The following is a 19,816-nucleotide window of genomic DNA, read 5'->3' as shown; positions in this document are numbered from 1 at the left end:
GCATGCGAAATACCGATCCGGATGCGCCACCTCCCCTGCCTCGTCTGGGTGCCGGCCATCCCGAACTGGCGGCACTGGTCGATGCCGCACGCCAGGGCGGCACGCCGCTGGTGCTGCTGCACGTCGATATCGACCACTTCGCCTCGATCAACCAGAACATGGGCGTCGAGGTCGGCGATATCGCGCTGGAGACCGTTGGCGAACGGCTGAGGACGCTGATCGACGGCCGTGGCCATGTCTGGCGCCACGGCAGCGACGAGTTCGTGGTGGCGCTGCCCGATGCGCAGGCGTCGGTGGTGACTGCGCAGGCGCTCGCCCAGCAGCTGATCGCCACGATCGAGCAGCCGCTGACGGTGCTGCCCTACACGCTGTTCCTCGGCGCCAAGGTCGGCATCAGCCTGTGCCCGCAGCACGGCAGCGATGCCTCGCAGCTGCTGCAGCTGGCCGAGACCGCGGTCCGCCGCGCCTCGCACGTGGTGCACGACCCGGTGCAGGTGCACGCGGCACCGGCGCTCGACCGCGCGCAGAGCGAGAGCACGATCGCGCGGCAGATCGTCGACGCCCTGCCCAACCGCGAGCTGCGCCTGCGCTTCCAGCCGATGATCAGTGCGCGCGACGGGCGCATCGTCGGCATGGAGGCGCTGATCCGCTGGCAGTCGCCGGTGCTCGGCCTGCTGTTGCCGGAGCGGTTCCTGCCGATCGCCGAGCGACTCGGCGTGATCGTGCAGATCGGCGACTGGATGCTCGAGCGGGTGATCGAGCAGTGCAAGCTGTGGCGCGAGCAGGGCTTCGACGACTTCTTCGTCGGCGTCAACGTCTCGACACTGCAGCTGCTCGAGCCAGATTTCGTCGACCGCCTGCTGGCGCGCATGCAGCACGCCACGCTGCCGAATTCGGCAATCCTGCTGGAGATCAACGAAAGCGCGCTCAGCACCAACACCCAGGCGGTCTACCAGGCCATCGCCGCGCTGCGCCACGAGGGCGTGGGCCTGACCCTGGACAACTTCGGCACCGGCAATGCGAGCCTCGGCGCGCTGGTGCGTTACCCGGCCGACATCCTCAAGATCGACCGCAGCTTCATCAATGCCGCGCCGGCAGGCAGCCGCGAGACGGCGATCGTGCGCGCGATGATCGCGATGGGCCACCAGCTCGGCATGAAGGTGATCGCCAACGGCGTGGAAACCGAGGCGCAGCTGGGGTTCCTGCGACGTGCCGACTGCGACATCTTCCAGGGCTATCTGTTCGGCGAGGCGATGAGCGCAGAAGCCGCGGGCCAGGCGCTGCGCCGGCGCTACCTGCGCGCGGAACTGTTCGCGGCCACCACCACCGACCGCACCCTGCTGCTGGTCGACGACGAGGAGAACGTGCTGCGTGCGCTGGTGCGGCTGTTCCGCCGCGATGGCTACCGCATCCTCGCCGCGGGCAACGTGCGCGACGCGTTCGGGCTGCTGGCCACCAACGAGGTGCAGGTGATCCTGTCCGACCAGCGCATGTCGGAGATGGACGGCACCGAGTTCCTGGGACGGGTGAAGATGCTCTACCCCGACACCATCCGCCTGGTGCTCTCGGGCTATACCGACCTGGCCACGGTGACCGATGCGATCAACCGCGGCGCGATCTACCGCTTCCTGACCAAGCCCTGGGACGACGCCGAGCTGCGCGAGCACATCCGCCAGGCCTTCCGCACCCACGACACCCAGCGCAACCGCGAGGCGTCGCCGCAGGCCTGAGCCTCAGAGCTTGGGTTTGGGCTGGCGGGTCGGCAGCACCACGCGGAAGCGACTGCCCTCGCCCGGCCTGCTGTCGACCTCGATGCGGCCGTGGTGCTTGGCCACGATGCCGTAGGAGATCGACAGCCCCAGGCCGGTGCCCTTGCCGACCGGCTTGGTGGTGAAGAACGGATCGAAGATGCGCTGCTGGACGTCGGGCGGAATGCCGCTGCCGTCGTCGCCGACCTCCACCCACACCATGCCGTCGGCGGCGCCGGTGCGCAGGGTGATCACACCGCGCTCCTCGATCGCCTGGCCGGCATTGAGCAGCAGGTTCATGAAGACCTGGTTCAACTCGGACTGCAGGCACTCGATCATCGGCAGCGTGCCGTACTGCTTGTCCAGCGTCGCCTTGTAGCGCAGCTCGTTCCAGACGATGTTGAGGGTGGAGTCGAGCCCGGCATGCAGGTCGGCGAGCTTCCAGGAATGGTCGCGGTCGGAGCGCGAGAAGTCCTTGAGGTCCTTGACGATGCGGGTGACGCGCTCGATGCCCTGCCGACATTCGGTCAGCAGCTGCGGCAGGTCACGGCTGATGAAGTCGATGTCGAGCTGCTCGCGGGTGGCGTCGATCTCCTGCCGCTGGGTGGCCGGGTCCGGCGAGGCCAGCGCCCGGTCGTAGGCATCCACCAGCGCGAACAGGTTGCTGAGGTATTCCTGCAGGCTGCCCAGGTTGGAGTGCACGTAACCGATCGGGTTGTTGATCTCGTGCGCCACGCCCGCGGCGAGCTGGCCGATCGACGCCATCTTTTCGGCCTGCAGCAGCTGTTCCTGGGCGGCGGTCAGGCGCACGTTGAGCTCGGCATGCCGGCGCAGCAGCTCCTGGTCGCTGTCGCGTACCAGGCCCGGGTCCTGCAGCAGCAGCAGGGTGTGCTCGCCGTCGGGCAGCACGTCCAGCCACGCGGCCAGCACACGGCCCTCGCCGAACGGCAGGTAGTCGTTCCAGCGCCCGTGCTCGCGTGCGTGCGGCACGGCGTGCGGCGGCAGGAGATCCTCGATGCGTGGCGCGGCACCCGAATACAGCGGATGCGAGCGGTAGAGCACCTGCGCTGCCGGGTTGGCGTGCACCAGCGTGCCGTCGCGACCGTAGACGAGCACCCCTTCCTGCACGCGTGCCAGCGCCTCGTCGAGGATGGCCGGGGGAAGAGGTGTGGGATTCGGAACTGGGATCACGGCGCACGGGCGTTACGGCATTGCGCCGCATCATACCGCTGCGCAGTCCGGCGTCGCCGGCTTCGCCCCCGGGGGAACTGCAATTGCCCGCTGCTCCGCCGTGGCGCGATCAGGCGACCGCCAGTTCGCGCGAATGCCGGGCCTGCTCGGCACGGCCGTGGGCATCGTAGGCCGGTGTACTTTCGACGCGCCCGAGATGACGCAGCGCCCAGTTCACCTCGCGGCGGCGGCGCGCGAGCAGCGCACCGTTGGCGCGGTTGAGCTCCGCCAGTTCCGCCAGCGGGCCGGCGACCTCGCTGTCGGTCGTGGCCTCGAGCTCGCGCAGCGCGGTGAGCTTCTCGCGCGTGGAGCGCATCAGCGCCTCGACGTCGTGGCCGATCAGCGCCTCGCGTTCGTCGGCGAGCGCGGTGGCAAGGCGCTCGAGGCTGGCCTGTGCGGCGGACATCAGCCGGCGAGCTGCGAGTCCAGCTCGAGCATGCGCGAGGCGATCGCTTCCGGGTCGATCCGGTAGCTGCCCGAGGCCAGCGCCTCGCGTACGGCCTGCACGCGCGTCTCGTCGACCGCGGGGCGGGTGGAGAGGTCGCGCTGCAGGGCCTGCAGGCCGGTGGCCTCGCCGGTCAGGCGCAGGCTGTCGACGGCGGCGGGCGCCTCGACGGCCTTGCGGGCATCGCCGGCACGGGCGACCTGGCCGAGGGCCGGGGCGGTGCCGCGCACCGCTGCGGCGGGCAATCCATCAATCTTCTGGGTCATGGCAGGTGTCCTGACGCCGGGTTGGTAAGGGGGTTCATGGCCGTTATCGACCGGTGCCGGAAAAGCTTTAGGGGAATTCCCCACACCCGTTCATCGTATTCATGCGAGCCGCAGCCGGGTTGATCGCGAGGCATCCGCCGGCCCGTCACCGGCTCACCAGCACGTCGCCGTCCGGGTCCACGGTGCCCTGCACGATGCGGCGCGACGACAGGTTCTCGACGCTGACGCGCTCGTGCTCGCCGGCATCACCGAGTGCACGACCAACCATCCGCACCTCCACCCCGCCCCGGCGCGAGACCAGGGCGATGGTGTCGCCGCGACGGACCAGCCGTGGGGCGACCAGGTCGTTCGCGGTGAGCACGCTGCCCGCGGACAGCGTACGTCGTGCCACCCGGCCCACCGCGTCCACCGGATCGGCAATCGCGGCACCGGCGATGCGGGTGGCATCGCGCTGCTCGGCGCTGAAGACATCGGCCGTGATCGGCTGGCCTGAAGCCACGCTGCGCGACAGCACCAGCACGGTCTGGCTGCGATGCACGCGGACCGGCACGAACAGCCGCCAGCCCGAGGGGCACGCGACCTCGGCGGTGCCGGCACCGGTCATGCGTGCCTCCAGCGGCTGCGCACACCGCGGCATGCGCAGTGCGGGATCGAGCGTGGCATCGGTCCCCTCGCCGCCGCCGGCCGCCGTGAGCGCAGCGGCGCGGATCGACTCCACGGGCTGGAAGCCGGCCGAGCCCCAGGCCGCGGACGCAGGCAGGAGGCCGAGCAGGCACAGCATGGGCAGCGCCACAAGGCGACGCCATTTCGGCGTGCGACGGCCGGTGCGGAGCGGTGGCTTCTGGCCCATGGGGGTCCTTGCGGCATGACGATGGCAGCGATGTTGCAAGCCGCGTGCCGCGACGCGCGCTCAAGTTCACGCCGGTGGCGCCGTTACCGCCGGCATGTCCCAGGACCTGCTCGACCGCATCGACCAGCGCACCCGCCTCGCCGGCCACAACCGGCTGGCGTTGCTGCTCTTCCGCCTGGGCGGACGCCAGCTTTTTGGCGTCAACGTCTTCAAGGTGCAGGAGGTGCTGCGCCGGCCCGGGCTGTTCCGGGTGCCGGGGCTGCCCGAGCAGTTCGCCGGCGTGGCCGACGTGCGCGGCCGCAGCGTGCCGGTGCTCGACCTCGGCCTCGCCATCGCCCACCCCGAGCGCGCCAACGACACACCGGCCTATATGGTGGTTACCGAGTTCAACCGTTCGGTGCAGGGCTTCCTGGTCAGCGAGGTCGAGCGCATCGTCAACATCGCGGTGGAGGACATCCATCCGCCGCCGGACCTCGGTGCCGAGGGCAGCTACCTCACCGCGGTCACCCGCTACCAGGGCGAGCTGATCCAGGTCATCGACGTGGAAAGCGTGCTGGCCGACATCTCGCAGGCACGGATGGACGCGGAGCTGCCGCCGGAATACGCGCTGCCCGCCGACGCCCCGCCGATGCAGGTGCTGGTGGTCGACGACTCGCGCGTGGCCCGCCAGCAGATCCGCAGCGTGCTCGACCAGCTGGGCGTCGGGGTGACCCTGCTGTCCGATGGCCGCCAGGCGCTGGACCATCTATTGCAGCTGCACGCCAGCGGGGAGCCACCCTCGCAGCGCTACGCGATGATCGTGTCCGACATCGAGATGCCGGCGATGGACGGCTATACGCTGACGACGGAGATCCGTCGCCACCCGGGCCTGGCGGATCTGTTCGTGCTGCTGCACACCTCGCTGTCGGGCGTGTTCAACACCTCGATGGTGCAGAGCGTGGGCGCCAACGCCTTCGTCGCCAAGTACAGCCCGCACGAGCTTGCCGAGTACGTGCTCAAGCGGCTGAACGAGGTCGCCGCCAGCGCGGGCGGCCGCCGGGTCGCCTGAGCGACGCCACCAGATCCCCGCTTCAAGCGCACCCGGTCGTCACTCCCGCGAAGGCGGGAGTCCAGGGACGTTGTCCCTGACGGGTGTCCCGCGCCCGATGCCTCATCCGGCGCTTTGCACCACCTGCATTCACGCCATCCATGGCGCTCCCTCTTCGGGCGGCCTCGCCGTCCATATCCGCACTCCTGCCGACCTGTCTCCCGCACGCTGAAGAAGGGTCTGGCACATCACTTGCACAGTCCCCGGCGAGCGTTTGCCGGAGGGCTGCGATGTCCAATCTGATCTCGTCGTACATGGGCCTGCAGGCCGATGCACTGCCGTTGCGCGAGCAGCGGCTGAAGCTGATCGCCAGCAACCTGGCCAATGCCGACACCCCCGGCTACCAGGCCCGCGACCTCGACTTCAACGCCGCGCTGGCCGCCGCTGCGCGTACCCGCGACGCCGGCAGCGTCGCGGCGGCGTCGCGCGAGCCCCGCCCCGGTCACATTCCCGTTCCAGGCCTCGACGACGCCCTGCAGCCGTTCACCACGGCCCGTGTCGCCGCGCAGCCCAGCCTGGATGGCAACACCGTCGATCCCGATGCCGAGCGCGCCGCCTATGGCCGCGCGGCACTCGAATACCGCGCCTCGCTGAGCTTCATGGAATCGAAGGTGCGCACCCTCCTGACCGCCATCACCGGACAGTAAGCCATGAGCAACCTGCCGATCTTCGACGTCGCCGGCTCCGCCCTGCAGGCGCAGTCGGTGCGCCTGAGCACCCTCGCCAGCAACATGGCCAATGCCGGCTCCGTTGCCGGCTCGCCCGACCAGGTCTACAAGCCGCTGGAGCCGGTATTCCGCGCCACCGCGCACGGCAGCGACCCCGCGCTGACCGGCGTGCAGGTGGCCGGTGTCGTCGAGCGCGACACACCGCCCATCCAGCGCTACGAACCCGGCCACCCGCTGGCCGACGAACAGGGCTACGTGTACGCGCCCGATATCGACCCGGTTGCGCAGATGGTCAACATGATTTCCGCCTCGCGCAGCTACCAGGCCGGCGTGGAGATGCTCAATACCGCCAAGGAGCTCGCCGTGGCGACCCTGAGCATGGGCCGCTGAGCCCCGGAGCCCGGACGATGACCAGCATTTCCAGCGATGTGCTCAACAACCTCGGTATCGGTGGTGGTGCCGGCAAGGCCGGTGCCGACAAGCGCAGCGAATCGCTCGGCCAGGCCGACTTCCTGCGCCTGATGACCGAACAGCTCAAGCACCAGGACCCGCTCAATCCGATGGAGAACAGCGCGTTCCTCGGGCAGATGGCGCAGTTCTCCACCGTGCAGGGCATCCAGGCGCTCAACGGCACCGTCAGCGGCTTCGCCAATGCGATGGCCGGCGACCAGCTGATGCGCGGTGCGGCGCTGGTCGGGCGCGAGGTGGTGCTGCCGTCGGCCAAGGTGGCCCTCGGCACCGATGGCGATGCCAGCGGGCTGGTCGCGGCGCCCGCGCCCGGCCTGGTGACCTTCGACATCACCGATGCCAGCGGCCAGCCGGTGCGGCAGATCGTGGTGCCGGCCGACGCCGCCGGTGAAGTGCCGTTCGCCTGGGACGGCACCAATGCCGCCGGCGAGCGCATGCCGCCGGGGGCGTATGCCATCACCGCGAAACATGTCGCCGGCAATGGCAACAGCACCACCCTGAGCACCTATGTGCGCGGTCGCGTCGACAGCGTATCGGTGGGTGCCGATGGCCTCTATCTCGACATCCAGGGCCTCGGCACCGCGCCGGTCGGCCACGTCCTGCGCGTCGGCTGACGACGCCCACCCTTCCACGCCCTTCCCGCGCACGACCCTCTCACGGAGTCCGCCATGAGCTTCAACACCTCGCTGTCCGGCATCAACGCGGCCAACGCCAACCTCAACGTCACCGCGAACAACATCGCCAACGTCAACACCACCGGCTTCAAGGAGTCGCGTGCGGAGTTCGCCGACCTGTTCTCCAACAGCACCTACGGCCTGGCGCGCAACGCCATCGGTTCCGGCGTGAAGCTCAGCAACGTGGCGCAGCAGTTCTCGCAGGGCAACATCGACCCCACCGGGCGCAGCCTGGACATGGCGGTCGACGGCGAAGGCTTCTTCACCCTGAACAAGAACGGCGCACGCGTCTATTCGCGTGCCGGCAATTTCCAGACCGATGCACAGGGCTTCGTCGGCACGCCGGATGGCGCACGCCTGCAGGTCTACCCGCCGCGCGAAGGCGCCGACGGTTTCGACATCGGCCGCGTCGGCGACCTGCAGCTGCTCACCACCGACAGCCCGCCCCAGCAGACCAGCCGGGTCAACCTGATGTTCACCCTGCCCGGCAACGCCGCGCAGCCGGCCATCACCGCCTTCGACCCCAGCGAGCCCAACAGCTACAACGCATCGACCGGCGGCATCACCGTGTTCGATTCGCTGGGCGTGAGCCACGTGCAGACCTCGTACTTCGTCAAGACCGCGAATCCGAACGAGTGGCAGGTGCACAACTATGTCGACGGGCAGCCGGCCGGCACCCCGGTGACGCTGGAGTTCTCCGATTCCGGCGCGCTGGTCGCCCCGGCCGATGGGCGCATCGCGCTGGATCCGTTCACCCCGTCCACCGGGGCCGGCGTGCTCGAGCTCAACCTCGACCTGGCCGGGTCCACCCAGTACGGCGAGCGCTTCCAGCTGCGCGATACCCGCCAGGACGGCTATGCCGCCGGCAAGCTCAACGAGATCAGCATCTCCGGCGACGGCGTGGTGTTCGCACGCTATTCCAACGGTGCCGACCGGCCGCTGGGGCAGATCGCGCTGTCGACCTTCGTCAATCCGCAGGGGTTGCAGGCGCAGGGCGAGAACACCTGGGCGGAAAGCTACGCCTCCGGTGCGCCGCGGACCGGTGCTCCGGACAGCTCGGACTTCGGCCAGATCCAGGCCGGTGCACTGGAGTCGTCGACCGTCGACCTGACCGCGCAGCTGGTGAACATGATCACCGCGCAGCGCAACTTCCAGGCCAACGCGCAGATGATCTCCACCCAGGACCAGATCACCCAGACGGTGATCAACATCAGGTAAGCGCGCCCGGGGCGGCGCCACACAGCGCCGTCCCGACGCCGTCTGCCTGCTGATCGTTCCCGCATTTCCGGAGTCACCCGATGGACAAGGCCCTCTACGTCGCGATGACCGGCGCGCGCTCCACCCTGCAGGCGCAGGGCACGGTGTCGCACAACCTCGCCAACGCCGACACCGCGGGCTTCAAGGCGGCGCTGGCCAACACCCGCGCCTACCGTGTCGAGGGGCCGGGACATGCATCGCGCATCGATGCACTGCATGTCGACCAGGGCTTCGACAGCCGGGTCGGTGCCCAGCGCGTCACCGGCAACCCGCTGGATGTGTCGCTGCGACCCGACCGCTGGCTGTCGGTGCAGTCGCCCGATGGCGGCGAGGCCTATACCCGCGCCGGAAACCTGTCGCTGACGCCGAACGGCCAGCTGGTCACCGCCGGCGGGCATCCACTGCTCGACGAGCAGGGGCAGCCGATCGCACTGCCGCCGCACCAGGCGCTCGACATCGGCCATGACGGCACGGTGTCGATCATCCCGCTGGGCGAAGGCCCGCAGACCATGGCCGTGGTCGGCCGCATCCGCGTGGTCGATGCCACGCCGGAGCGGCTGACGCGTGGCCTCGACGGGCTGATGCGCAACGCGCAGCCCGAACAGCCGCTGGCCCAGGCCGCCGGCGACGTGATGACCACCGGCACGCTGGAAGGCAGCAATGTCGATGCCGCCGGCGCGCTGGTGCAGATGATCCAGCTGCAGCGCCAGTTCGAGATGCAGGTGAAGCTGATCCAGCGCGGCGACGACAACGCCCAGGCCGCCAACAGCCTGCTGCGCCTGGGCGGCTGACCGGGCTCCAGCGGGGTTCTGGCACACCGATTGCATCAGTCCTCGCGACGGCGCCATCGCGCGCCAGCCCTGAGGAATTCCGATGAACCAGGCTCTCTGGGTCGCCAAGACCGGACTGGACGCGCAGCAGACGCGGATGTCGGTGGTGGCCAACAACCTCGCCAACACCAACACCACCGGTTTCAAGCGCGATCGCGCCAACTTCGAGGACCTGCTGTACCAGCAGGTGCGCCAGCCGGGCGGCGCCACGTCGGCGCAGACGCAGCTGCCGTCCGGCCTGCAGCTGGGCACCGGCGTGCGGGTGGTCTCCACCGCCAAGGATTTCCAGCAGGGCAACCCGCAGCAGACCGGCCGCGCCCTCGACGTGATGATCAACGGCCGCGGGTTCTTCGAGGTACTGATGCCCGACGGCACCCCCGCCTACACCCGCGACGGCGGCTTCCAGGTCAACGCGCAGGGCGAGCTGGTCACCAGCAGCGGCTATCCGGTGCAGCCCGGCATCCAGGTGCCGGAAGGCGCGCAGTCGATGACCATCGGCAAGGACGGCACGATCAGCGTGCAGGTCGCCGGCGAGGCGCAGGCGCTGGAGATCGGCGCACTCACCATCACCGATTTCATCAATCCCGCCGGCCTGCAGGCACGTGGCGAGAACCTCTATCTCGAGACCACGGCATCCGGCCCTGCGCAGAACGGCACCCCGGGCCTCAATGGCCTTGGCCAGCTCGAGCAGGGGTCGCTTGAAGGCAGCAACGTCAACGTGGTCGAGGAGCTGGTCAGCATGATCGAGACCCAGCGCGCCTACGAGATGAACGCCAAGGCGATCTCGACCACCGACTCGATGCTGGGCTACCTCAACAACAACGTCTGAGCACCGCGATGAACACTCTTCTCCGCCGTTCCGTCGTGATCGCCTTGCTGGCACCGATGCTGCTGGCCGGCTGTGTTGCCGCCGGCGACGTGCGCCCCTACCCGCCGATCGCACAGCAGGTGACGTCTGCGCCGGTGGCTCCCGCCTACGCCAGCCAGGGTGCGATCTACCAGGCCAGCGGTGGCAACACCGGGCTGTCGCTGTTTGCCGACAAGCGTGCGCGCGAGGTCGGTGACCTGCTCACCATCCAGCTGGTCGAAAGCACCGTGGCGCAGACCAACGCGGCCACCCAGGTCGGCAAGGAGAGCAGCATCGGCATCGGCGTGCCGGAGCTCTTCGGCGGGCCGGTGACCGTCAACGGCCGCGACGTGCTGAGCGCGTCGGCCAGTGGCTCGCGCGACTTCGATGCCAGCGGCCGCAGCACGCAGAGCAATCGCCTGCAGGGCAGCGTGACCGTGACCGTGGTGCAGCGCCTGCCCAACGGCAACCTGGTGGTCGAGGGCAGCAAGAACCTGCGGCTGAACCAGGGCGACGAGCTGGTGCAGGTGCAGGGCGTGGTGCGCCCTTCCGACATCGGGCCCGACAACAGCGTGCCGTCGAGCCGTGTGGCCGATGCGCGCATCGTCTACGGCGGCCGCGGCGCCATCGCGCAGTCGAATGCGATGGGCTGGCTGGGGCGGTTCTTCCACTCGCGGCTGTATCCGTACTGATCCCGGTCGTGCCCGCCACGGCGGGACCACCGATCCAGCGTCACCCGTGTCCCAACCAGGCCTGCGCCATGCCCCGTCGCCACCCATTCGCCCTGCTCTCCCTGGTCCTGCTGGCCTTCGCCACGCTGGCGCTGCCCGCCCACGCACAGGAGCGCATCAAGGACCTCGCGTCGGTCGGCGGCGTGCGCGGCAACGCGCTGGTCGGGTATGGCCTCGTGGTCGGCCTGGATGGCAGCGGCGACCGCACCAGCCAGTCGCCCTTCACCGTGCAGAGCCTTCGCAACATGTTGAACGAGCTCGGCGTGACCGTGCCGGCGAACGTCAACCCGCAGCTCAAGAACGTGGCGGCAGTGGCCATCCACGCCGAACTGCCGCCATTCGCCAAGCCGGGCCAGACCATCGATGTCACCGTGTCGTCGATCGCCAACGCGGTGTCGCTGCGCGGCGGTACCCTGCTGATGGCCCCGCTCAAGGGCGCCGACGGGCAGGTCTACGCGATCGCCCAGGGCAGCCTGGTGGTCGGCGGCTTCGGCGCGCAGGGCCGTGATGGCTCGCGGGTGTCGGTGAACGTGCCGAGCGTGGGCCGCATTCCGAATGGTGCGATGGTCGAACGTGAGGTTGCCGGTGGTTTCAGCCAGGGCGGCGAGCTCACCCTCAACCTCAACCGCGCCGACTTCAGCACCATCTCCAACATGGTGGCCGCGCTCGATGCCCGCTTCGGCCAGGGCACCGCACGCGCCGTCGACGGCGTGACCGTGGCCGTGCGCGCGCCCTACGACCCCGCCGCGCGCATCGGCTTCCTGGCCGAAGTCGAGAACGTGCAGCTGTCGCCGGGCACCGCGCCGGCCAAGGTGATCGTCAATTCGCGCACCGGCACCGTGGTGATGGGCGCCCAGGTGAAGGTGATGCCGGCCGCGATCGCACATGGTTCGCTGTCGGTGACCATCACCGAGAGCATCGGCGTGAGCCAGCCGGAGGCGTTCGGCCGCGGCGCGACCGTGGTCACCCCGCGCTCCGACGTCTCCGTGGACCAGGACGGCAGCCGGATGTTCAAGTTCGATGGCGGCACCTCGCTCGACGAGATCGTGCGCGCGGTGAACGCGGTGGGCGCCGCGCCCGGCGACCTGATCGCCATCCTCGAAGCGCTCAAGCAGGCCGGTGCCCTGCGCGCGGAGCTCGAGGTCATCTGACATGCGCATCTCCGGCGCCCCCATCGAGCTCAACCCCGCCCAGCGCCACGATGCCGCGCGCATCGACCAGGTCGCGCGCGAGTTCGAGGGCGTATTCGCCCAGATGATGATCAAGAGCATGCGCGACGCCAGCTTCGGCGATGCGCTGTTCCCCGGCGAGAATCAGCTCTACCGCGACCTCTACGACCAGCGCCTGGCCAAATCCCTCACCGACGGCGAGGGCCTCGGGCTTGCGAAGGTCATCGCCCGCCAGCTTGGCGGTGGCGGTGACGCGGCGCCCGCTCTCGACACACGCCTGCAGCCCGCACCCGGTGACGCAGCCGCCCTGCCCCTGCAGCAGGCAATGCACCGCTTCGATGCGGTGCCGGACGCGCTCAACGCGCAGGCGCTGGACCTCATTGCAGGACGTGAGCCCGCGACCGACCCGTCAACCGATCGCTCGCCGATGGACGGCTTCATCGACACCCTGATGCGCCGTGCGCAGCCGGCGATGGATGCCATCGGCGACGCCGCGCAGGCAGTCGGTGCCGCGGTCGGCCGCGCACCCGCGGCCGTGGCCGATGCGGTGATCGAACCGGCCGCACGTGCGGTGGCTGCCAGCTTCGGTGCGCGCAGCCCCGAAGGTTTCGTCGCCTCGATCTGGAGCGACGCACAGAAAGCCGCGCGCGAGCTTGGCGTGGATGCGCGGGCGCTGGTCGCGCAGGCGGCGCTGGAGACCGGCTGGGGCCGGCGGATGATCCAGCGCGGCGACGGCAACACCGCCAACAACCTGTTCGGCATCAAGGCCACCGGGTGGAAGGGCGAGCGCGCTGCCGCCACCACCCACGAATACAGCAACGGGGTGCGCCACACCGAGCGCGCCGACTTCCGCGCCTATGGCTCGCCGGCCGAGAGCTTTGCCGACTATGTGCGCATGATCAAACAGAACCCGCGCTACCGGCAGGCGTTGGAATCCGGCGGCGACGTGCGCCGCTTCGCCTCCGCGCTGCAGCAGGCCGGCTACGCCACCGACCCGCGCTACGCCGACAAGATCAGCTCGATCGCCAACGGGCCGACGCTCCAGCGTGCGCTGTCGGCGATCGGCACGCAGGCACGCAACCTCGCCGGCACGACCGTGCAGCCCGCCAATGTCCTCGCCAGCGCAGCCGATGCGGCGCGCCAGGCCGTCCTTCGCTGACGCAGGAACGCCATGCCCAACGTCCTCTCCACCGGCACCAGCGCACTGATCGCCTTCCAGCGGGCGCTGTCGACGGTCAGCCACAACGTCGCCAACATCAACACGCCCGGCTACAGCCGCCAGCGGGTCGACTTCGAGGCGCGCAGCCCCGCCAACATCGGGGTCGGCTATGTCGGTCGCGGCACCCAGATCAGCGACATCCGTCGCGTGGCCGACGAGCTCGCCAACGCGCGCCTGATCGACAGCGGTGGCGAACTCGCGCGCCTGCAGCAGCTGTCGTCGATGGCCAACCGCGTCGATGCGCTGATGTCCGACAAGGCAACCGGCATCGCGGGGCTGTGGTCGGGGTTCTTCGACTCGGTCAGCGCACTGTCGTCGAGTGCGGCCGCCCCGGCCGAGCGGCAGAACATGCTTGGCCAGGCCAATGCGCTGACGACACGCTTCGGCCAGTTGCAGGGGCAGTTCGACATGCTGGGCCGCGAGGTCGACGGCGGGCTGCTGGCCGGTGCCGACGAGATCAACCGCCTGGCCAGCGAGATCGCCCGGATGAACGGCCAGATCGGCACCGCCACCAGCGCCGCGCCGGACATGCTCGACCGCCGCGAACAGCTGGTCACCCAGCTCGTGGCCTACACCGGTGGCACCGCCGTGCAGCAGGACGGCGGCGCGCTCAACGTCTTCACCGCCGGTGGCCAGGCGTTGGTGGTCGGCACGCAGCCGTCGCAGCTCACCACCGTGCCCGACCCCTACCGGCCGGAGCGCCTGCAGCTCGCACTGCAGTCGCAGGGGCAGACCATCCGCATCGACGAGCGCTCGATGGGCGGGCGCATCGGCGGCCTGCTGGAATTCCGCAACCAGGTGCTGGACCCGGCGCAATCCGAACTCGGACGCATTGCGCTCGGGCTTGCCGCCGAATTCAATGCCGGCCATGCCGCGGGCATGGACCAGCACGGCGCGATGGGCGGCGACTTCTTCCGCCTGCCACCGCCTGCGGTCAATGCCCATGCCGGCAACGCAGGTGACGCGCGCCTGGCCGCCAGCATTGCGGACCTCGGTGCGGTCGATGGCCGCAACCTGGTGCTGCAGTGGCGCGACGGCGACTGGTCGGCAACCGATGCCGCAACCGGCGTGGCGGTGCCGATGACCGGCGCCGGCACCGATACCGATCCGCTGCGGGTCGGCGGCCTCGCGCTGGTCATGAGCGGCACGCCGCAGGCCGACGACCGCTTCCTGCTGCAGCCGACCGCGCAGGCCGCCGGCGGCATCGGCGTCGCCATCACTGATCCGGCACGGATCGCCGCCGCATCGCCGGTGCGCGTCGAGGCCGCGCTCGACAACCTCGGCACTGGCAAGCCCACGGCCCTGCGGGTCGCCGATGCTGGCCACACTGCGCTGACGACCGACGTGCAGATTGCCTTCCTCGACGGCGACCAGTACGAGATCAACGGCGACGGCCCGTTCCCCTATACGCCCGGCAGCGCAATCACCGCCAACGGCTGGTCGTTCACGCTCGATGGCGTGCCCGCCGCCGGTGACAGCTTCACGGTGCGCCGCAATGGCGCCGGTTCCAGCGACAACGGCAATGCCGCCCTGCTCGCCGGCTTCGACGACCGCCGCAGCCTGGATGGCGGCAACCTCAGCCTCAACGGCGCAATCGCCGGCCTGACCACCGCGGTGGGTTCCGCCGCGCGCCAGGCCGAGTACGCCGCCGACGCGCAGGGCGTGCTGCACGAACAGGCGCAGGCCGCGCGCGACAGCGTCTCCGGCGTCAACCTCGACGAGGAGGCGGCCAACATGCTCCGCCTGCAGCAGGCCTACCAGGCCGCCGCGCAGATCATCTCCACCGCCGATTCCATGTTCCAGACCCTGCTGGGAGCCGTGCGCCGATGAGCCATCGCATTTCGACGGGGATGCTGTACCAGCAGTCGATCTCCACCCTGCAATCCAAGCAGGCATCGCTGGCGAAACTGCAGCAGCAGCTGGCGACCGGGCAGAAGCTGCTCACCGCCAAGGACGATCCGGTGGGCGCAGGCGCCGCCGTCGGCATGGACCGCGCGCTTGCCGCACTGGAGCGTTTCGAGGCCAACGGCAACACCGTGCGCCATCGCCTTGGCATGCAGGAGAGCGTACTCACCCAGGCCGGCGGCATGATGGGGCGGATCACCGAGCTGACCGTGCAGGCCAATGGCGGCGCACTGTCCGACGCCGACCGCAATGCGATCGCGATCGAGGTCACCAGCGTGCGCGACGGCCTTCTGGACCTCGCCAACAGCACCGATGGCACCGGCCGCTACCTGTTCGGCGGCACGCAGGATGGCAGCGCCCCGTTCGCCCGTACCGGAACCGGCATCGTCTACGCCGGCGACCAGACCCAGCGGCAGGTCGAGATCGCACCGCAGATGTTTGTCGCCGACGCCCTGCCCGGAAGCGAGGTCTTCCTGCGCGTGCGCACCGGCGACGGCCGCGTCGATGCGGCAGCGGCTGTCGGCAATACCGGGACCGGCCAGATCGGCAGCTTCGGCCTGACCGATTCCGCGCAATGGGACGGTGGCCCCTACAGCATCGGCTTCGGAGCCGATGCGTCGTACACGGTGACGGACGCGGATGGCAACGAGGTCGCGACGGGTACCCATGTGGCGGGTGAAGCGATCAACTTCGCGGGTGCCCAGATCGTGCTGCGCGGCGCGCCGGCCGATGGCGACAGCTTCGAGCTGTCCGCTGCTGCGACGCGCGACGTCTTCGCCACGATCGATCGCCTGCTCGGTGCGTTGAAGATGGATCCCACCACCGATGCGCAGAAGGCGGCCCAGCAGAACGCACTGCAATCGGTGATGCGCGACATCTCCACCGCGCAGGAACATGTGATCGACGCGCGTGCGAGTGGCGGTGCCCAGCTCTCCGCGCTGGACAACGCCGACAGCCTGCGTGACACGCAGGGCCTCACCCTGGAGACCACGCTCTCCGGGCTTCGCGATCTCGACTACGCGGACGCCATCGCCCGCTTCGACCTCGAGAAGGTCGCACTCGAAGCCGCACAGCTGAGCTTCGTGCAGATGCAGCGCCTGTCGCTGTTCAACCTGATCCGCTGACGCTCGTGCTCCGTCTGGTCGCGTGGGCAGGCGAGAAGCGCACGCCGCATCCGCTCGACCCTTCTCCCGCGTGCGGGAGAACGTGCCCCGAAGGGGCGGATGAGGGCTCACCGTAGCTGCATAAGCGAAGCGTATTCGGACCGTCATCGACCGCGATCTGCGGGGACGTTGATAGGCGTGAAGATTCTTCTCCCGCTGCGGACGAGGGCGCCCCGCACGGGGCAGCCGAGGGGCAACGCGGTTAGCCCGATAACTGACATGCAACGGGGACGCTACGCGCTCCTCCCGTGTGTCGCGCACCCCTAAACCCCCGCCCCACCCTGCCGTTAATGCTCCCGTGACCGAAAGGGCACGCGGATCGCCGGCAACGCAGCATTAAAGCTTGACGACGACACGCCGTTAATGCTCACAGCAGAGGACAGGGCCGCACAACGGCAACCACCCTGCGGAGCCACCGGCCAGGCCCTGTTCCCGTGCCGGATTCCCAAACCAGGAGACCCGCATCATGTCCGTCATCAACACCAACACCATCTCGCTCAACGCCCAGCGCAACCTGGCGACGAACTCGGCCAGCCTGTCGACCTCGATCCAGCGCCTGTCCTCGGGCCTGCGCATCAACAGCGCCAAGGACGACGCCGCCGGCCTCGCCATCTCCGAGCGCTTCACCACCCAGGTTCGCGGCATGAACCAGGCGGCCCGTAACGCGAATGACGGCATCTCGCTGGCACAGACCGCTGAAGGCGCCCTGGGCGAGATCGGCAACAACCTGCAGCGCATCCGTGAGCTGGCGGTGCAGTCGCGCAACGCCACCAACTCTTCGTCCGATCGTGAAGCGCTGGACGCCGAGGTCACCCAGCTCAAGGCCGAGATCCAGCGCGTCTCCGAGCAGACCTCGTTCAACGACAAGAAGTTGCTTGACGGCTCGTTCACTGCCCAGGCCTTCCAGGTCGGTGCGAACCAGGGCCAGACCATCACTATCGCTTCCATCGCCAATGCGAATACGGCCGTGCTCGGTGATTGGACCGCGCCGACCGCGAACGTCGCTACCGCAACGGGCGGCGCCCTCGCCACCCAGACGGGTGGTGCCACGTTTGCCCAGATCGGCACCGGCGACCTGGTCATCAACGGTACGAACGTGCTGCTCAGCGCATCGGCCCCTGACGCGACAGGCGAAAGTCAGGCTGCCCGTATGGTCTCTGCCATCAACAATGCCAATATCAGTGGCGTAACGGCCGAACTGAACGAGGATGGCGATGGCGTGATCCTGAATTCGGCGTCGGACATCGAGATCGTGGCGACCGCAGCCGGTACCGCTTCGAGCGGCATTGCCAACGGCACCGTAACCGCAAATGAGGTTGTCGGCGGGGCGGAAAACGGCTTTGCGAACGAGAACATCAAGACCGCAGAAGGCGCGGATCGCATGATTCTGGCGATGGACGCGGCCCTGAAAGCGGTGAACTCGTCGCGCGCCGAATTGGGTGCCGTGCAGAACCGCTTCAGCTCGGTCGTCGCGAACCTGCAGACCTCCTCGGAGAACCTGTCGGCCTCGCGCAGCCGCATCATGGACACCGACTTTGCCAAGGAAACCGCCGAACTGTCGCGCACCCAGGTGCTGCAGCAGGCCGGTACGGCGATGCTGGCCCAGGCCAACCAGCTGCCGAACAACGTGCTCAGCCTGCTGCGCTGAGTCCTGCGGATCATCGGGCCGGCTTTCGCAGGCCCGGTCGAGAGGCCTCCGGATCCGTCCGGAGGCCTTTCTGTTTTGTGGGCCTGTGCGCGGAACAAGGCACGCAACTTGCACGCCTCAAGGATCGCGGCCGTTGGCCGCTATCCCTGATGTCCCGGCGCGCCGGGGCGGCCTGCCCGGCCTGCCGGGCGACGGAGATCTGACATGGCGGACTATTCCTTCGGTTACGGCGGCATCGGCTCGGGGCTGGACATCAGCGGCATCGTCAGCCAGCTGGTCGCGGCCGACCGTGCGCCGCAGAACGCCCGCCTGAATACCTTGGAGTCCACGACCAAGTTCAAGCTCTCGGGCCTGGGCAGCGTGACTTCGGCCTTCGACTCACTGAAGACCGCGCTCGACGCGCTGCAGAAGGTCGATGCGCTCGGCGCGCGCACGGTCACCTCCACCGCGCTGTCGCTCGCGTCCGGCAGTACTGCCGGTACAACCACCGATGCGGTGCTCACGCCCACGGCGGGCCGCAATACGCCGGTGGGCAGCTATCAGGTCGAAGTGCTGTCGCTGGCCACCGCCCACAAGCTGCTTGGCGCCGGCATCGATGTCGACAGCAAGTTCGCCGCTGGCACGCTGCGCGTCACCATCGGGGAGGACGCGGTGGATGTCGCGGTCAAGGCCGATGCCACCCTGGCCGACATCCGCAGTGCGATCAACGATGCCGCCGGCAAGCATGGCGTGCAGGCCGCGCTGCTGACGTCCGACGATGGACACCACCTGTCACTCGGCAGTGCCAAGACCGGCGCGGCCAATGCGATCACCATCGAGATGCTCGAAGGCGACAGCGATCTGCAGTCGCTGGTCCAGGGCCTGGCGCAACAGTCTCCCGCAGCCGATGCGAAGGTCATGATCGATGGCCTGCTGACCACCGCGGCCAGCAACACCATCAAGGACGCCGTACCCGGGATGACCCTGGTACTCAAGCAGGCCGGGACCAGCCGCGTCGACGTCAGCGCCGACCCGGCCGGCAGCCGTGCCGCGGTCGATGGGTTCGTCAAGGCCTACAACGCTGCGCTGAAGGCCATCACCACCGCGACCACCTACAACGCCGAGACCAAAACGCCGTCGTCGCTGACCGGTGATGCACAGATGCGCGGTGCCGCGTCGCAGTTGCGCAACGTGATGAACGACCTGCTGGGCGGCCTTGCCGCGCAGGGTCTCGACGCAAAGACCCTGGGCCTGCAGACGCAGGGCTACCCCACCCCGGACGGCAGCCTGGTGCTGGACTCGACGAAGTTCAACGAGGCGATGGCCAACAACTCCGCCAAGGTCATCGCCGCGTTTACCGGCGAAACCGGCCTCGCCGCGAAGCTCAACGACGTGGTCAAGCGTTACGTCGGCACCGACGGCGCACTCACCCTGCGCACCAAGGGGCTCAACGACCAGCTCAAGGACGTCGCCAAACAGCGCGAAGCGCTCGACGTCCGCATGGACGCCGCCGCCAAGCGTTACCGCACCCAGTTCGTCGCGCTCGATTCGCTGATGGCGCAGATGACCTCGACCAGCAGCGCGCTGGCGCAGCAGCTTTCAGCGCTGTCGGCGCAGACCAGCAATCGCTAG

General features: G+C 69.1%; 19 protein-coding genes. 15 read left to right on the top strand and 4 right to left on the bottom strand.

Annotated features, from left to right (window positions below):
* The first annotated feature begins 2 nt into the window (after positions 1-2).
* Complete coding sequence (locus ERL55_RS07400; RefSeq protein WP_129135860.1) at positions 3-1,730, top strand: EAL domain-containing protein; 1,728 nt, start codon at positions 3-5, stop codon at positions 1,728-1,730.
* Between the two features lie 3 nt (positions 1,731-1,733).
* On the opposite strand, the gene ERL55_RS07395 is transcribed toward ERL55_RS07400, so the two are convergent.
* The 4 genes from ERL55_RS07395 to flgA form a co-directional block, all read right to left on the bottom strand.
* Entirely contained in the window at positions 1,734-2,936 is a 1,203-nt protein-coding gene (locus tag ERL55_RS07395) for an ATP-binding protein (protein WP_241685883.1), read from the bottom strand.
* 112 nt (positions 2,937-3,048) lie between these two features.
* Positions 3,049-3,384, bottom strand: a complete 336-nt coding sequence (locus ERL55_RS07390) for a flagellar protein FlgN (RefSeq protein WP_129135859.1) — start codon at positions 3,382-3,384, stop codon at positions 3,049-3,051.
* Positions 3,384-3,689: a flagellar biosynthesis anti-sigma factor FlgM gene (flgM, locus tag ERL55_RS07385; protein ID WP_129135858.1), complete on the bottom strand. Its 306-nt coding sequence runs from the start codon at positions 3,687-3,689 to the stop codon at positions 3,384-3,386. The genes ERL55_RS07390 and flgM overlap by 1 nt, the downstream gene beginning before the upstream one ends.
* Before the next feature lie 145 nt (positions 3,690-3,834).
* Positions 3,835-4,476: a flagellar basal body P-ring formation chaperone FlgA gene (gene flgA / locus ERL55_RS07380; protein ID WP_164972232.1), complete on the bottom strand. Its 642-nt coding sequence runs from the start codon at positions 4,474-4,476 to the stop codon at positions 3,835-3,837.
* A gap of 157 nt (positions 4,477-4,633) precedes the next feature.
* Here flgA and ERL55_RS07375 point away from each other — a divergent pair, with 157 nt between their 5' ends.
* The 14 genes from ERL55_RS07375 (at position 4,634) to fliD (ending at position 19,816) form a co-directional block, all read left to right on the top strand.
* Positions 4,634-5,587, top strand: coding sequence for a chemotaxis protein (locus tag ERL55_RS07375; RefSeq protein WP_129135856.1), 954 nt, complete (start codon positions 4,634-4,636; stop codon positions 5,585-5,587).
* Positions 5,588-5,856: 269 nt separating this feature from the next.
* The gene (flgB, locus tag ERL55_RS07370; RefSeq protein ID WP_129135855.1) at positions 5,857-6,273 is read left to right on the top strand and encodes a flagellar basal body rod protein FlgB; all 417 of its coding nucleotides are present in this window, start codon (positions 5,857-5,859) and stop codon (positions 6,271-6,273) included.
* 3 nt (positions 6,274-6,276) lie between these two features.
* Positions 6,277-6,684: a flagellar basal body rod protein FlgC gene (gene flgC / locus ERL55_RS07365; RefSeq protein ID WP_129135854.1), complete on the top strand. Its 408-nt coding sequence runs from the start codon at positions 6,277-6,279 to the stop codon at positions 6,682-6,684.
* 17 nt (positions 6,685-6,701) lie between these two features.
* On the top strand, positions 6,702-7,376 hold the full coding sequence (locus ERL55_RS07360; protein WP_129135853.1) for a flagellar hook capping FlgD N-terminal domain-containing protein: 675 nt from the start codon (positions 6,702-6,704) through the stop codon (positions 7,374-7,376).
* Between the two features lie 54 nt (positions 7,377-7,430).
* Positions 7,431-8,654, top strand: coding sequence for a flagellar hook protein FlgE (flgE, locus tag ERL55_RS07355; RefSeq protein ID WP_129135852.1), 1,224 nt, complete (start codon positions 7,431-7,433; stop codon positions 8,652-8,654).
* Between the two features lie 80 nt (positions 8,655-8,734).
* Positions 8,735-9,484 carry a flagellar basal body rod protein FlgF gene (locus tag ERL55_RS07350; RefSeq protein ID WP_129135851.1) on the top strand — a complete coding sequence of 250 codons (750 nt, stop codon included), beginning with the start codon at positions 8,735-8,737 and terminating at the stop codon, positions 9,482-9,484.
* 82 nt (positions 9,485-9,566) lie between these two features.
* Positions 9,567-10,352, top strand: coding sequence for a flagellar basal-body rod protein FlgG (flgG, locus tag ERL55_RS07345; protein ID WP_129135850.1), 786 nt, complete (start codon positions 9,567-9,569; stop codon positions 10,350-10,352).
* An 8-nt stretch (positions 10,353-10,360) separates the two neighbouring features.
* Positions 10,361-11,062 (top strand): flagellar basal body L-ring protein FlgH, encoded by a 702-nt coding sequence (flgH, locus tag ERL55_RS07340; RefSeq protein WP_129135849.1) that lies wholly within the window; start codon positions 10,361-10,363, stop codon positions 11,060-11,062.
* A gap of 68 nt (positions 11,063-11,130) precedes the next feature.
* The gene (locus tag ERL55_RS07335) at positions 11,131-12,252 is read left to right on the top strand and encodes a flagellar basal body P-ring protein FlgI (RefSeq protein WP_129135848.1); all 1,122 of its coding nucleotides are present in this window, start codon (positions 11,131-11,133) and stop codon (positions 12,250-12,252) included.
* A gap of 1 nt (position 12,253) precedes the next feature.
* Entirely contained in the window at positions 12,254-13,429 is a 1,176-nt protein-coding gene (gene flgJ, locus ERL55_RS07330; RefSeq protein WP_129135847.1) for a flagellar assembly peptidoglycan hydrolase FlgJ, read from the top strand.
* A 12-nt stretch (positions 13,430-13,441) separates the two neighbouring features.
* Entirely contained in the window at positions 13,442-15,319 is a 1,878-nt protein-coding gene (gene flgK / locus ERL55_RS07325) for a flagellar hook-associated protein FlgK (RefSeq protein WP_129135846.1), read from the top strand.
* On the top strand, positions 15,316-16,518 hold the full coding sequence (gene flgL, locus ERL55_RS07320; RefSeq protein WP_129135845.1) for a flagellar hook-associated protein FlgL: 1,203 nt from the start codon (positions 15,316-15,318) through the stop codon (positions 16,516-16,518). The genes flgK and flgL overlap by 4 nt, the downstream gene beginning before the upstream one ends.
* 502 nt (positions 16,519-17,020) lie before the next feature.
* On the top strand, positions 17,021-18,205 hold the full coding sequence (locus ERL55_RS07315; protein ID WP_129135844.1) for a flagellin: 1,185 nt from the start codon (positions 17,021-17,023) through the stop codon (positions 18,203-18,205).
* Positions 18,206-18,409: 204 nt separating this feature from the next.
* Entirely contained in the window at positions 18,410-19,816 is a 1,407-nt protein-coding gene (fliD, locus tag ERL55_RS07310) for a flagellar filament capping protein FliD (protein ID WP_129135843.1), read from the top strand.

The sequence above is a fragment of the Luteimonas sp. YGD11-2 genome, from assembly GCF_004118975.1.
GTDB lineage: Bacteria > Pseudomonadota > Gammaproteobacteria > Xanthomonadales > Xanthomonadaceae > Luteimonas > Luteimonas muca.
This window is presented reverse-complemented; position numbering and strand designations above follow the sequence as displayed.